Source organism: Pseudomonas sp. CBS, assembly GCF_024734645.1.
Lineage (GTDB): Bacteria > Pseudomonadota > Gammaproteobacteria > Pseudomonadales > Pseudomonadaceae > Aquipseudomonas.
The window spans coordinates 3,961,225-3,974,347 of record NZ_CP102929.1 but is presented as its reverse complement, the minus strand read 5'-3'; the positions used below and the strand labels follow the sequence as shown (position 1 = coordinate 3,974,347).

Below are 13,123 nucleotides of genomic sequence, written 5' to 3'. Positions count from 1 at the left end.
TTGCAAAAGAGCATTTCTTGCGCCACTGTAATGACCAATGTCATTACAGTGAGGGTCGCATGATGGCCTCTATAAACATCCGTATCGACGACGACCTTAAAGCTCGCGCTTATCACGAGCTGGAAAAGTTGGGTGTCACCCCTTCCGAATTGATGCGCCAAGCCCTGCAATATGTGGCTGAGCGCGGGCAATTACCGTTCAAGCCTGTTCTGATGACCGAGGACGATGAAGCCTTGTTGGCTACAGTTCGGGAACGGCTGGCTGCTCCCCAGCGAGTGAAGGTCTCACTGGATGACCTATAACCTTGAGTTTGATGCACGAGCGCTAAAGGAATGGCGCAAGCTTGGGGATACCGTACGTCAACAGCTCAAGAAAAAGCTGGTTGAGATCCTGACCCATCCACGTATTGAAGCTAACCGGCTGCATGGTTTGCCCGACTGCTACAAAATCAAGCTGCGTAGCAGCGGTTACCGGTTGGTCTATCAGGTGATTGATCAGGAGGTCATGGTATTTGTGGTGGCTGTCGATAAGCGTGAGCGCGACGAGGTATATCGTAAAGCTACCGAGCGCTTGAGTTAGCAGGGAGCGAACTCCCTGCCAAGCAGTAGAATCGGTTAAGCCTGCGCCAACTCCGCATGCTCATCCGCATTCAACAACTCTTTATCCGTCTGCTGCATGATCTGGCTGGTAATCGCCCCGGCCGTCATCGAACCGTTCACGTTCAATGCCGTACGGCCCATGTCGATCAGCGGCTCAACCGAAATCAGCAGCGCCACCAGTGACACGGGCAAGCCCATCGCCGGCAGCACGATGAGCGCGGCAAACGTCGCACCGCCGCCCACGCCCGCCACACCGGCGGAACTCAAGGTCACAATCGCCACCAGTGTTGCGATCCACAGCGGGTCCAGCGGGTTGATACCCACGGTCGGCGCAACCATCACCGCCAGCATCGCCGGGTAAAGACCCGCGCAACCGTTCTGGCCAATCGTCGCGCCAAACGAGGCGGCAAAGCCGGCGATGGACTGCGGAATCCCCAGACGACGGGTCTGAGCCTCAATGCTCAGCGGGATGCTGGCGGCGCTGGAGCGGCTGGTGAAGGCAAACGTCAGCACCGGCCAGACCTTGCGGAAGAACCGCAGCGGGTTGATCCCGGCCAGGGACAGCAGCAGGCCGTGCACCACAAACATCAGGCCCAGGGCCAGGTACGACACCACCACAAAACTGCCGAGCTTGATGATGTCTTGCAGGTTGGAGCTGGCGACCACTTTGGTCATCAACGCCAATACGCCGTACGGGGTCAGCTTCATCACCAGGCGCACCAGGCGCATCACCCAAGCTTGCAGGGTGTCGATGGCGTTGAGGACTTTCTGGCCCTTTTCCACGTCATCCTTGAGCAGTTGCAGCGCGGCAACCCCAAGGAATGCAGCGAAGATCACCACGCTGATAATCGACGTCGGCTTGGCCCGAGCCAGGTCGGCGAACGGGTTCTGCGGGATGAACGACAGCAGCAGTTGCGGGATATTCAGGTCGGCGACCTTGCCCGCGTAATCACTCTGGATCACTTGCAGGCGCGCCATTTCCTGGGTGCCGGCCACCAGACCTTCGGCGGTGAGCCCGAACAGGTTAGTCAGGCCGATACCGATCAGCGCCGCAATCGCGGTGGTGAACAGCAGCGTGCCGATGGTCAGGAAGCTGATCTTGCCCAGGGACGAGGCGTTATGCAGGCGGGCCACGGCGCTGAGGATCGAGGCGAACACCAGCGGGATCACGATCATTTGCAGCAACTGCACGTAACCGTTGCCGACCAGGTCGAACCAGCCGATCGAGGCCTTGAGTACCGGGTTGCCGGCACCGTGGATCGCGTGCAGCACCACACCGAAGATCACGCCGAGTACCAACGCAAACAACACCTTCTTGGCGAGGCTCCAGTTGGTTCGACGGGTTTGTGCCAGGCCCAGCAACAGGGCCACGAACACCAGTAAGTTGAGAATCAGGGGCAGATTCATTGAAGCTCCGTTGAGAAGGCAGCCAATCGCAGGAGCCTGCGATTGCGAACCGGCAAGCCTAACAGCTTGAAATATATTGATTTAATAACGTTATCGCATGGTGACTGTCGTTTTTGGAATAAGCGGGTGACGCCCAGGCGTATGGTGTTGGCGCGATCACGACGAAAGCGGTCGCGCTCGGGCGATAACTGTCATACAGATTTGTTAGCGTCGATGTCTTTCACTCAGGGAGAAAACGCACATGAAGCTAGCGCCGAAACTGTTTGCCGCCGCGCTGTGCCTGGGCCTCGCGAGCCAGGCCTTTGCCGCCACCGAGTTGAAACACTGGCCGGCGGCTGCCGCGAAGCAACTGGACACGATGATTGCCGCCAATGCCAACAAGGGCAACTTCGCGGTGTTCGACATGGACAACACCAGTTATCGCTACGACCTTGAAGAGTCATTGCTGCCGTACCTGGAAAACAAGGGCCTGATTACCCGCGACACCATGGACCCTTCCCTGAAGCTGATCCCGTTCAAAGACACTGCTGACCACAAGGAAAGCCTGTTCAGTTACTACTACCGCCTCTGCGAAGTCGACGACATGGTCTGCTACCCGTGGGTCGCGCAGATTTTCTCCGGCTTCACCCTCAAGGAACTCAAGGGCTACGTCGACGAGATGATGGCGTCGGGCAAGCCGGTGCCGGTCACCTATTACGAAGGTGACGTGGTCAAGAACATGGAAGTGCAGCCGCCGAAGGTATTCACCGGCCAGGCTGAGCTGTTCAACAAGCTGATGGAAAACGGCATTGAGGTCTACGTGATGACCGCCGCGTCCGAGGAACTGGTGCGCATGGTCGCGGCTGATCCGAAGTACGGCTACAACGTCAAACCCGAGAACGTCATCGGCGTGACCACCTTGCTCAAGGACCGCAAGACCGGCGAGCTGACCACCGCCCGCAAACAGATTGCTGCCGGCAAGTATGACGAGAAGGCCAACCTCGGCCTGGAACTGACCCCGTACCTGTGGACCCCTGCCACCTGGATGGCCGGCAAGCACGCGGCGATCCTGACCTACATCGACGAGTGGAAAAAACCGGTGATCGTCGGTGGCGACACGCCGACCAGTGACGGCTACATGCTGTTCCATGACGTGGACGTGGCCAAGGGCGGCATCCACCTGTGGATCAACCGTAAAGACAAATACATGACCCAGCTCAACGGCATGATGGCCAAGCACGCTGCGGCCCAGGCCAAGGAAGGGTTGCCGGTGACGGCGGATAAAAACTGGGTGATCGTCAAGCCGGACGAGATTCAGTAAGACCGAGGCGCGGCCATCGCAGGCAAGCCAGCTCCCACATGGACCGAGTTCGCTCAGGCAACTCGGTCCATGTGGGAGCCGGGCTTGCCCGCGATGAGGCCGTCGGCAGCACTGCAAAACCCCAGCAAAAATAGATATCAATTGCGAACCAATCTCATCCTCTGCTAGCGTGCGCACTTCCTGAACATCCCGTTCTTCTCAAGGTAGTGCTGTGCTCTCCTGGAATTCGCAGATCGCGCGCCTGTTCGCGGAGCAGAAGAAGGCCCTCGAAGCCTTCGTCACCCGCCGCACCGGCAGTGCCCAGGTGGCCGCCGACCTGACCCAGGAATCGTTCCTGCGCCTGGCCCGGCTGGACTCCGGCGAGAAGATCGACAACCTCCCGGCCTTCCTCTTCACCATCGCCAGTAACCTGGTGCGCGACCACCAGCGCCAGGCCATCCGCCGCGAGCGCCTGGATGCCGGCGAACCCAGCGAAGAACTGCCCTGCAGCAACCCAAGTGCCGACGAGCAATTGGCTGCCTATCAACAGGAGCAACTGATGCAGGACGCGATCCTGGCGCTGCCCGAAGCGACTCGGCAGATCTTCCTGCTTTATCATGTCGACGAACTTTCCTACCGCGAGATTGGCGAACGCCTGTCGATCACCCCGCGCAGTGTGGAATACCAATTGCGTCGGGCCTTGATCGAATGCCGTGCCTTTATCAAGGCGCGACTGGCCTGTGATGAACAAGGACGCCGGTCATGAGCGCCGCACCCACTGCCGACGAGTTGTTTGCCGAAGCGTCCGGCTGGTATTTCCGTCTTCAGGCTGAAGACGTCACGGCGGCTGAAATCGAAGCGTTTTCCGCATGGCTCGGGCAGGGTGCCGCCCAGGATGATGCGTGGCAGGAAGTCCAGGCGATGCTGGGTGGCCTGCGCGAGCCAGCGCGGGTGATTCGTCGGGCCGAGCAAGCGGCCTGGCGCAAGCCGGCGCGCCGTTGGGCCTGTGCTGCCGCTATGTTGCTGGCCGTCGGCCTGACGCTGCAGAACACGCCATGGCTGGATCGCCTGCGGGCTGACTACGCCACCGGCACCGGCGAGTCGCGCACCGTGGAACTGGCGGACGGCTCGCAGCTGCAACTCAACACCGACAGCGCTGTGCAGATCCGCATGAGCGCCGGTGAACGCCAGGTTCGCCTGTTGCGGGGCGAAGGATTTTTCAGCGTGACCAAGGATCCATCGCGGCCTTTCGTGGTGCAGTCCGGTGACGGTTGGGTGAAGGTAGTGGGTACGCAGTTCAGCGTTGCTCGCCGCGATGCGCAGACTCAGGTGCAAGTCGCCCAGGGCAAGGTTCAGGTCAGCTCCGGCGTGGGTGAGCCGGTGTACCTGGAGCCGGGGCGAGCGGTGGAGTATCAGGATCAACGCTTGGCCGCAGTCCACGCGTTCGACCCTGCCAGCGGGTTTGCCTGGCGCCAGCGGCAACTGGTGTTTCGCCAGCAGCCACTGTCTGAAGTGGTGGCCGAACTGAATCGCTACTGGCCGGGCAAGACCCTGGTGTTTGGCGATGCATTGCGCGATCGCGTGGTGTCCGGCGTATTCGAGATCGATAAACCTGACGCGGTCATCAAGGCCCTGGAATACACCCTCAACCTGCGTGCCGAGCATTACACCCCGTATTTGCTGGTGTTGCGCGAAGGCAAAGCGTCCTAGGCGAATCTTTTTCAAAAATCTTTCAGGGTTTCTCCCCAAGCCATCGTCCTTGATCACTGAGGCGTAAATAGTAAGCACTCTCAAGTAGTGCCGCGCCCGTTCACTGATTTTTGCACCGGGGAGCATCACCCATGGCACACCGATTCGCCGCACGGCCCTTGCTGGCGCTGGCCATTTCCTTGGCTTGCGGCACTGCGCCATTGTCTCTGCAGGCCGCCGAGACCACTCAGGCCCAGACCTACCGCTTCGATATTCCGGGACAAAGCCTGGATGGCGCATTGGCGGCGTTTTCGGCGGTGACGCGGGTTCAGGTGTTGGTGCCCAGTGAGTTGACCCAAGGTGTGGCATCGCCCGGCGTCAGTGGCAGCCTGGGGCAACGGGACGCTCTGGCGCGGTTGCTCGCGGGAACGGGTTTGAGTGCGGCCTTTATCAACGCCGATACCGTGACCCTGGAAAAGCGTGTGGCATCAGGCACAGCCCTTGAAGTGGGCGCAACCACCATCAGCGCCGAGCAGCTTGGGACGACAACCGAAGGCACCGGCTCCTACACCACCGGCGCGGTGACCATCGGCAAGGGTGAGCAGAAACTCAAGGATATCCCGCAATCGGTCAGCGTCATGACCCGCAAGCAGATGGATGACCAGAACACCACCAAGCTCTCCGAAGTGGTCAAGCGCACCCCGGGCCTGACGGCGACCAAATCACCCGGCCCCGGCATGTTCATCTTTTCCCGTGGCTTCGAAGTGGGCACCCTGCAATACGACGGTGTTGGCATCCCGCGTAACACCTACGCGCTGGGCAGCTACCTCACTGAAAACATGGCGATCTACGACCGTGTAGAGACGCTGCGCGGCCCAGCCGCCTTGCTACAGGGCGCCAACAGCCCCGGTGGCACCATGAACCTGGTGCGCAAGCGCGGCCAGGAGGCGCCGACAGTCACCATCACCGCCAAGGCAGGCTCCTGGGACCACTATGGCACCCAAGTCGATGCCGGCGGCCCGCTGAACGCCGAGGGCACGTTGCGCGGCCGCTTTGTGGCGGATTACGACACCACCCACTCGTTTGTCGACTACGCCGGCAGCTGGAACCAGACGGTGTATGCCGCCGTCGACTACGACTTCACCCCCGACACTACCGTCGGCGTGGGCATCAGCAACCAGAAAGGTCACTCTCGCCCGAACTTCATGTCTTTGCCGCGTTATGCCAATGGCAGCGACATCGGCCTTGCGCGCTCGACCTTTGTCGGTGCCAGCTGGAACCGTAGCGTCAACAACCAGACCCAAGTGTTCGCCGACCTGGAACATCGCTTCAACGACGACTGGAAACTGAAAGCCGCCGTGGTGGCCATGGATGAACACAACGACGCCACTTATCAGGCGACGTGGGACGAGATCCCCAATCCGGGCAGCACCGGCAACGTGCGTTATGTGGACTGGGTCACCGACTTCAACAACAAGAGCCGTGGGGTGGACGTCTACGTCAACGCCAAGTTCGAGACCCTTGGGTTCCGCCAGGAACTCGTGCTGGGCGCCAACTACTCGAAGCTTACGACCCACGACCTGTACGCCCGGGATGCCACCGACGGTGCGGATATCTTCAACATCGACCACAACCGTGTGCAGCGCGACAAATATCAATTATTCCAGGACGGCTCCGGGTCAAAGAACTGGTATGACATTCGCCAGAAAGGCATCTACGGCACTTGGCGCGTCCAGTTGCTGGACCCGCTGACCCTGATCGTTGGCGCCCGTACCAGTTGGTATGACTTTTCCTATATCGACCAAAGCGGTTTCCAGGGTGTGTACGACGCCCCTACTCAAAGCACCACCCAGACCACTGGCCGGGTCACGCCGTACGCAGGCCTGGTGTATGCCCTCAATGACCAATGGTCGGCCTACGCCAGCTATGCCGATGCATTCGAACCCCAGACCAACCTGACTACGTCCGGCAGCATGCTCAAGCCTATCGAGGGCAAGAATTACGAACTGGGCCTCAAAGGTGAATTGGCCGATGGTCGTCTCAATACCTCGTTTGCGATCTTCCGCTACGACCAGGAAAACCGTGGCGTGCAGGACCTGCAAGGGCCGATGAATTGTGGTGGCTGGTACTGCTCGGTCGCGTCGGGCAAGGTCCGCAGCCAGGGCTTTGAAGCCACCTTGAGCGGTGAGGTGCTGCCTGGTCTGCAACTGGCATCCAGTTACACCTACAACACCACCAAGTTCCTCAAGGACAATACTTACGAAGGCAAGATCTTCAGCACCTGGACCCCGAAGCACCTGCTCAAGGTGTGGGGTGATTACCAGTTGCCGGGTGACTGGGAGAAAGTCAGCGTCGGCGCCGGCGTTACCGCGCAAAGCAGCACTGAATCCTATGACCGCAACTTCAGTGTGCCGGGCAACGCCCTCTGGGATTCGCGGGTGGCCTACAAAATCAATCAGGAATTCACCGTGGCGGCGAACCTGAACAATATGTTCGACAAGAAGTACTACATCCCTGCGTACAACGCGACCTGGGGCAGCAACTACTATGGCGATCCGCGTAATGTGATGTTCACCATGACCTATACGCCGCAGTTCTGATTCAACCAGGCAAAAAAATGCCCCGCACATGGCGGGGCATTTTTATGGGCGAGGTTTACAGACCGTCAAGCATCGCCTTGTTACGCACAGCACCTTTGTCGGCACTGGTGGCCAGCAGGGCGTAAGCCTTCAACGCGGTAGTGACTTTGCGCGGACGCTTCTCAACCGGTTTCCAACCCTTCTTGTCCTGCTCAACCCGGCGTGCCGCCAGTTCTTCATCGCTGATCAACAGGTTGATCGAACGGTTCGGAATGTCGATCAGCACCTTGTCGCCATCCTGCACCAGGCCGATGGCACCGCCCGCAGCGGCTTCCGGCGAAGCGTGGCCGATGGACAGGCCCGAGGTACCGCCGGAGAAGCGGCCGTCGGTGAGCAAGGCGCAGGCTTTGCCCAGGCCTTTGGATTTCAGGTACGACGTCGGGTAGAGCATCTCTTGCATGCCCGGGCCGCCTTTCGGGCCTTCGTAACGGATGATGACGATGTCGCCTTCCTTCACTTCGTCAGCGAGGATGCCGCGTACAGAGCTGTCCTGGCTTTCGTAGATCTTGGCGCGGCCTTCGAACACGTGGATCGATTCGTCGACACCGGCGGTTTTCACGACGCAGCCATCGAGGGCGATGTTGCCGTACAGCACGGCCAGGCCGCCTTCTTTCGAATAGGCATGCTCAACACTGCGGATGCAGCCGTTTTCACGGTCGTCGTCGAGGGTTTCCCAACGGGTCGACTGGCTGAACGCGGTCTGCGTCGGGATGCCGGCCGGGCCTGCCTTGAAGAAGTGATGCACGGCTTCGTCGGTGGTCTGGGTGATGTCCCACTTGGCGATGCCTTCGGCCAATGATTTGCTGTGCACGGTCGGCAGGTCGGTGTGCAGCAAGCCGCCACGGGCCAGGGAGCCGAGGATCGAGAAGATCCCGCCGGCACGGTGCACATCTTCCATGTGGTACTTCTGGATGTTTGGCGCGACTTTGCACAGTTGCGGCACGTGGCGCGACAGACGATCGATGTCCCGCAGGTCGAAGTCGATCTCGGCTTCTTGCGCGGCGGCCAGCAAGTGCAGGATGGTGTTGGTGGAACCGCCCATGGCGATGTCCAGGGTCATGGCGTTTTCGAACGCCTTGAAGTTGGCGATGTTGCGCGGCAACACCGACTCATCGTTCTCGGTGTAGTAGCGCTTGCACAGCTCGACGATGGTGCGGCCGGCCTGCAGGAACAGCTGCTCGCGGTCGCTGTGGGTGGCCAGTGTCGAGCCGTTGCCCGGCAAGGCGAGCCCTAAGGCTTCCACCAGGCAGTTCATCGAGTTGGCGGTGAACATGCCGGAGCACGAACCGCAGGTAGGGCAGGCGCTGCGCTCGTATTCCGCGACCTTCTCGTCAGAAGCGCTGGAATCGGCGGCGATGACCATGGCATCCACCAGGTCGAGGCCGTGGGAGGCGAGCTTGGTCTTGCCGGCTTCCATCGGGCCGCCGGAGACGAAGATCACCGGGATGTTCAGGCGCAGAGCGGCCATCAGCATGCCGGGGGTGATCTTGTCGCAGTTGGAGATGCACACGATGGCGTCGGCGCAGTGGGCGTTGACCATGTATTCCACGGAGTCGGCGATGATCTCGCGGCTCGGCAGGGAATACAGCATGCCGTCATGGCCCATGGCGATGCCGTCATCCACGGCGATGGTGTTGAATTCTTTTGCCACGCCGCCGGCGCGTTCGATCTCGCGGGCGACCAGTTGGCCCAGGTCCTTGAGGTGGACGTGGCCGGGTACGAACTGGGTGAACGAGTTGGCAATCGCGATGATCGGCTTCTTGAAGTCGTCATCTTTCATCCCCGTGGCGCGCCACAGTGCGCGGGCGCCGGCCATGTTGCGGCCGTGGGTGGATGTTTTCGAGCGGTAATCAGGCATTGGAGCACTCCGGGCGGCTAATCAAGTACTAAAGGGGAGTGAGCTTCTAATTGACGACTGGAACACCCGATAAATGGCCGTGTGTCCGGAAGTTGCCACTCGCGTCGCGGGATCGCCGCTTGCTTGGGCCTCGAGCTCATAAACCCGCCGGGGGATGACTGGCGATGAATAGGTCCGATTCTACACCGCTGGCGGCCGGAGGGAATGGCCGTCTACCTGTAGGAGCGAGCTTGCTCGCGAAAAACGTCAACGGTAACGCAGCGCTATCAGGTGGTCCGTGTCGTCTGTTGGTTTTTCGCGAGCAAGCTCGCTCCTACAGGGTTGCGTATTTCACAGCCACATGGCGTCCCAGAGTGGATAGTCGCCGATACGCTCAACCAGCCCTGCTCTTAATGGATTGGCGACGATGTATCGAGCTGTTGCTTTCAGGTCATCTTCCCGGCGCAGCGCCCGATCAAAGTAGCCCTTTTGCCAAAGTGTCCCGTGGCAACTCCTCGCTTTGTTAATGGCGTGGGCACTTCGCGACTTGGTAATCCGCATCAGTCTCGGCAAATCGCCGTTGTGCAATTCCACCAGCCAATGGAAATGGTCCGGCATCACGACCCAGGCCAGTGAGGTCGCCTCGCCGTCGTCCTGAGCCTTTCTGAATTCGCGAACAAGCAGGCGACCAATGCGCCAGTCCTGGAAGACCAGCTGTCGTTGATGGGTGACGGCGGTGAGCAGGTAAATGCGGCCGGATTCCGAATAGCGGCCTGTGCGCAGCCGATGGGCGTTTTGCTGGGTGGACATTCCTTCGTCCTCTTCGTGTGGGTAGAAGAGAGACGGTAGGAGGCAACAGTGTCTATTGGCGTTTAAACACTGGTTCTGAATATGTCATGCCTTCTGTAGGAGCGAGCTTGCTCGCGAAGAACGTCAACGATAACGCAGCGCTATCAGGTGGCCCGTGTCGCCTATATGTTCTTCGCGAGCAAGCTCGCTCCTACAGTGGGAGTGGGAGTGGGAGAGCGTTAGCGTCCGACTCTGATGTTCGTCACCACTCCCCAAACGCTGAACACGATGAAGCTGATGGCGATGGTCATCAGCAAGTTGTCTCCGGCTTGGGCGAGCGCGGCGCTGCTGACGGCGGCGGTGATGAACATGATGCTGTTGCCGGCCGAGGCGGCGGTGCCGGCGCTGCTGGAGAACAGCAACATAGCCGCGGAAATCGCGGCGGGGCGAACCAGGGTCACGGCCAGGGCGCTGATCAGCATCGGGATCAGCAGGGTGGTGGTGGTCATGGCTTCATAGCTGATCACCAGCGCCAGCAATACGCCTGCGATCCCCAGCAGGCCCAGCCCGAGGTTGATTTGTCGCGTGAGGGAGATATGTTTCTGCAGTGCAGTTGCTGCAACGCCGCCCAGCAGGTAGGCAACGCCATACACCATCAGCACTACCGCGTACTGGTATTCGGACAGCTTCAACTCATCCATGAAAATCAGCGGTGTCACGCTGATCAAGGCGAAGTAGCACGCGAATACCAACGCGGCGATCCACCAGTAACGGATGAAGTCCCGGTTGCTTGCGATGGATTTCAGCGTGGCGATGATCGAAACAGGGGCTCTTTCAGGGCTGGCCGCCTTGGACGGCAATATCAGCCAGGCATGGATAAACATGCCCAGCGCCATCACCGCAAATCCATAAAAGCTGCCCTGCCAATCAAATGTGGTTTGCAGCCAGGAGCCGAGCAGCGGCGACAGCGCAACGAACGATCCGCTCAGGGTCATGTAGTAGATGCGGATGCGGGCGCGATCCTGCTCTTCGAAAAGGTCTTCAACCAGCGCATGGCCGAGCACAAAAAAGCCACAGCCGATGGCCTGGACGGCGCGAAACAGCAGGAAACTCGGGTAATTCGCCGCCAGTGCGCAGCCGATCGAGCCTAGGGTGGAAACCACGATGCACCCCAGCAGCACTTCCTTGCGCCCGAATTTATCTGAAAGCGGGCCGGCGATCAGTTGGGAAATCGCAAAAACCAGAGTGAACAGGCTGATGGATAAGGCGACCTCAGCAGTTGAGGTATCGAACTTCGCGGCCAGGGCTGGAAAGGAGGGCAGCAGGATATTGATCGGGAAGAAGCTGATCAGCGAGATGCAGGTGATGAGGATGAAGCGTGAGCGTTGTTGGCGTTTTACGTCGCCATGGGGTGGCGAATAAGAGGACTCAGACATTGTTTTTATTTTCCGGAGTAAAACCAGAAACCGATACTAGTCTGCGAAACGGGGAATTCAATCAAAAGTGTTGTGGGAGGCCAAGCCCATGATGGTGTGTGTGGCCGCTGTAGGAGCGAGCTTGCTCGCGAAGAACGTCAACGATAACGCAGCGCTATCAGGTAGCCCGTGTTGTCTATTCGTCTTTCGCGAGCAAGCTCGCTCCTACAGTTGATTCGGTTTCAATTGGGCGTTAGCTGTTCGGCAACAACCGGCAAGTAATGCTCTTGATATACCGAGTCTCGGCAATCGCCGGGTGCACCGGGTGGTCCGGGCCCTGGCCGCCGCGTTCCAGCATCTGGATATTGCGGTCCAGGTGACGGGCGCTGGTCAGCAGGATGTTTTGCAGGTCGTCTTCCGGCAAGTGCATCGAGCACGACGCGCTGACCAGGATGCCGTCCTTGCTGAGCAGGCGCATGGCTTGCTCGTTCAGGCGGCGGTAGGCGCCTTCGCCGTTCTTCATGTCTTTCTTGCGCTTGATGAAGGCCGGCGGGTCGGCCACGATCACGTCGAAACGCTCTTCGCTGGCTTTCAGCTCTTTAAGGGCTTCGAACACGTCGCCTTCGATGCAGGTCATCTTCTCGGCAACGCCGTTCAGTGCCGCGTTGCGCTCCACGCCGTCGAGGGCGAAGGCGGAGGCGTCGACGCAGAACACTTCACTGGCGCCGAAGGCTGCGGCTTGCACACCCCAGCCGCCGATGTAGCTGTACAGGTCGAGTACGCGCTTGCCTTTGGCATACGGGGCCAGGCGGGCGCGGTTCATGCGGTGGTCGTAGAACCAGCCGGTTTTCTGGCCTTGAATCACTGGCGCTTCGAACTTCACGCCGTTTTCTTCCAGGGCCACCCACTCCGGCACCAGGCCGAATACGGTTTCGACGTAGCGGTTGAGGCCTTCGGCATCACGCGCGGCGGAGTCGTTCTTGAACAGGATGCCGCTTGGCTTGAGCACTTGGGTCAGTGCGGCGATCACGTCTTCCTTGTGGGCTTCCATGGTCGCCGAAGCGATCTGCACCACCAGGATGTCGCCGAAACGGTCGACCACCAGGCCCGGCAACAGGTCGGAATCGCCGTACACCAGGCGGTAGAACGGCTTGTCGAACAGGCGGTCACGCAGGGACAGGGCCACGTTGATGCGGTGCACCAGCAGCGATTTGTCCAGCGGCAGCTTGATGTCGCGGGACAGCAGGCGGGCGCAGATCAGGTTGTTCGGGCTCATGGCCACGATGCCGAGGGTCTTGCCGCCGGCTGCTTCCAGGATCGCCTGGTCGCCTGCCTGGAAGCCGTGAAGAGGTGTGGCGGCCACATCGATTTCGTTGCTGTAGACCCACAGGTGGCCGTTGCGCAAACGACGATCGGCGTTGGCTTTGAGACGCAGGCTTGGCAGGGACATGACGTCGCTCCGGAAAAAA

At 60.0% G+C, this 13,123-nt stretch carries 11 protein-coding genes; 6 read left to right on the top strand and 5 right to left on the bottom strand.

From position 1 onward, the window contains the following. Positions 1 to 62: 62 nt before the first annotated feature. Together NVB75_RS18255 and NVB75_RS18250 are read left to right on the top strand one after the other, a co-directional pair. A complete protein-coding gene (locus tag NVB75_RS18255; protein WP_258348672.1) occupies positions 63 to 302 on the top strand; it encodes a type II toxin-antitoxin system RelB/DinJ family antitoxin in 240 nt (79 codons plus the stop codon). Then, the gene (locus tag NVB75_RS18250) at positions 292 to 579 is read left to right on the top strand and encodes a type II toxin-antitoxin system RelE/ParE family toxin (protein ID WP_258342669.1); all 288 of its coding nucleotides are present in this window, start codon (positions 292 to 294) and stop codon (positions 577 to 579) included. Before NVB75_RS18255 ends, NVB75_RS18250 begins: the two co-directional genes overlap by 11 nt. A 35-nt stretch (positions 580 to 614) precedes the next feature. Here NVB75_RS18250 and NVB75_RS18245 read toward each other — a convergent pair whose 3' ends face one another. Then, positions 615 to 2,006: an L-cystine transporter gene (locus tag NVB75_RS18245; protein WP_258342668.1), complete on the bottom strand. Its 1,392-nt coding sequence runs from the start codon at positions 2,004 to 2,006 to the stop codon at positions 615 to 617. 241 nt (positions 2,007 to 2,247) lie between these two features. Here NVB75_RS18245 and NVB75_RS18240 point away from each other — a divergent pair, with 241 nt between their 5' ends. From NVB75_RS18240 to NVB75_RS18225, 4 genes are all read left to right on the top strand, one after another. Continuing rightward, entirely contained in the window at positions 2,248 to 3,306 is a 1,059-nt protein-coding gene (locus tag NVB75_RS18240) for a haloacid dehalogenase-like hydrolase (RefSeq protein WP_256344485.1), read from the top strand. A 211-nt stretch (positions 3,307 to 3,517) separates the two neighbouring features. Further along, positions 3,518 to 4,051 (top strand): RNA polymerase sigma factor, encoded by a 534-nt coding sequence (locus NVB75_RS18235; protein WP_177020251.1) that lies wholly within the window; start codon positions 3,518 to 3,520, stop codon positions 4,049 to 4,051. Then, positions 4,048 to 4,995 carry a FecR family protein gene (locus tag NVB75_RS18230; protein WP_177020250.1) on the top strand — a complete coding sequence of 316 codons (948 nt, stop codon included), beginning with the start codon at positions 4,048 to 4,050 and terminating at the stop codon, positions 4,993 to 4,995. The genes NVB75_RS18235 and NVB75_RS18230 overlap by 4 nt, the downstream gene beginning before the upstream one ends. Positions 4,996 to 5,126: 131 nt before the next feature. Then, positions 5,127 to 7,574: a TonB-dependent receptor gene (locus NVB75_RS18225; protein WP_258342665.1), complete on the top strand. Its 2,448-nt coding sequence runs from the start codon at positions 5,127 to 5,129 to the stop codon at positions 7,572 to 7,574. A gap of 55 nt (positions 7,575 to 7,629) precedes the next feature. Here the strand turns inward: NVB75_RS18225 and ilvD are convergent, their stop codons facing one another. From ilvD to NVB75_RS18205, 4 genes are all read right to left on the bottom strand, one after another. After that, positions 7,630 to 9,471 carry a dihydroxy-acid dehydratase gene (gene ilvD, locus NVB75_RS18220; RefSeq protein WP_017476546.1) on the bottom strand — a complete coding sequence of 614 codons (1,842 nt, stop codon included), beginning with the start codon at positions 9,469 to 9,471 and terminating at the stop codon, positions 7,630 to 7,632. Positions 9,472 to 9,801: 330 nt separating this feature from the next. After that, positions 9,802 to 10,260: a transposase gene (locus NVB75_RS18215; protein WP_178966049.1), complete on the bottom strand. Its 459-nt coding sequence runs from the start codon at positions 10,258 to 10,260 to the stop codon at positions 9,802 to 9,804. 218 nt (positions 10,261 to 10,478) lie between these two features. Then, positions 10,479 to 11,675, bottom strand: coding sequence for an MFS transporter (locus tag NVB75_RS18210; protein WP_258342663.1), 1,197 nt, complete (start codon positions 11,673 to 11,675; stop codon positions 10,479 to 10,481). Positions 11,676 to 11,907: 232 nt separating this feature from the next. Further along, positions 11,908 to 13,104, bottom strand: a complete 1,197-nt coding sequence (locus NVB75_RS18205) for a class I SAM-dependent rRNA methyltransferase (RefSeq protein WP_003213799.1) — start codon at positions 13,102 to 13,104, stop codon at positions 11,908 to 11,910. Positions 13,105 to 13,123: the final 19 nt, after the last annotated feature.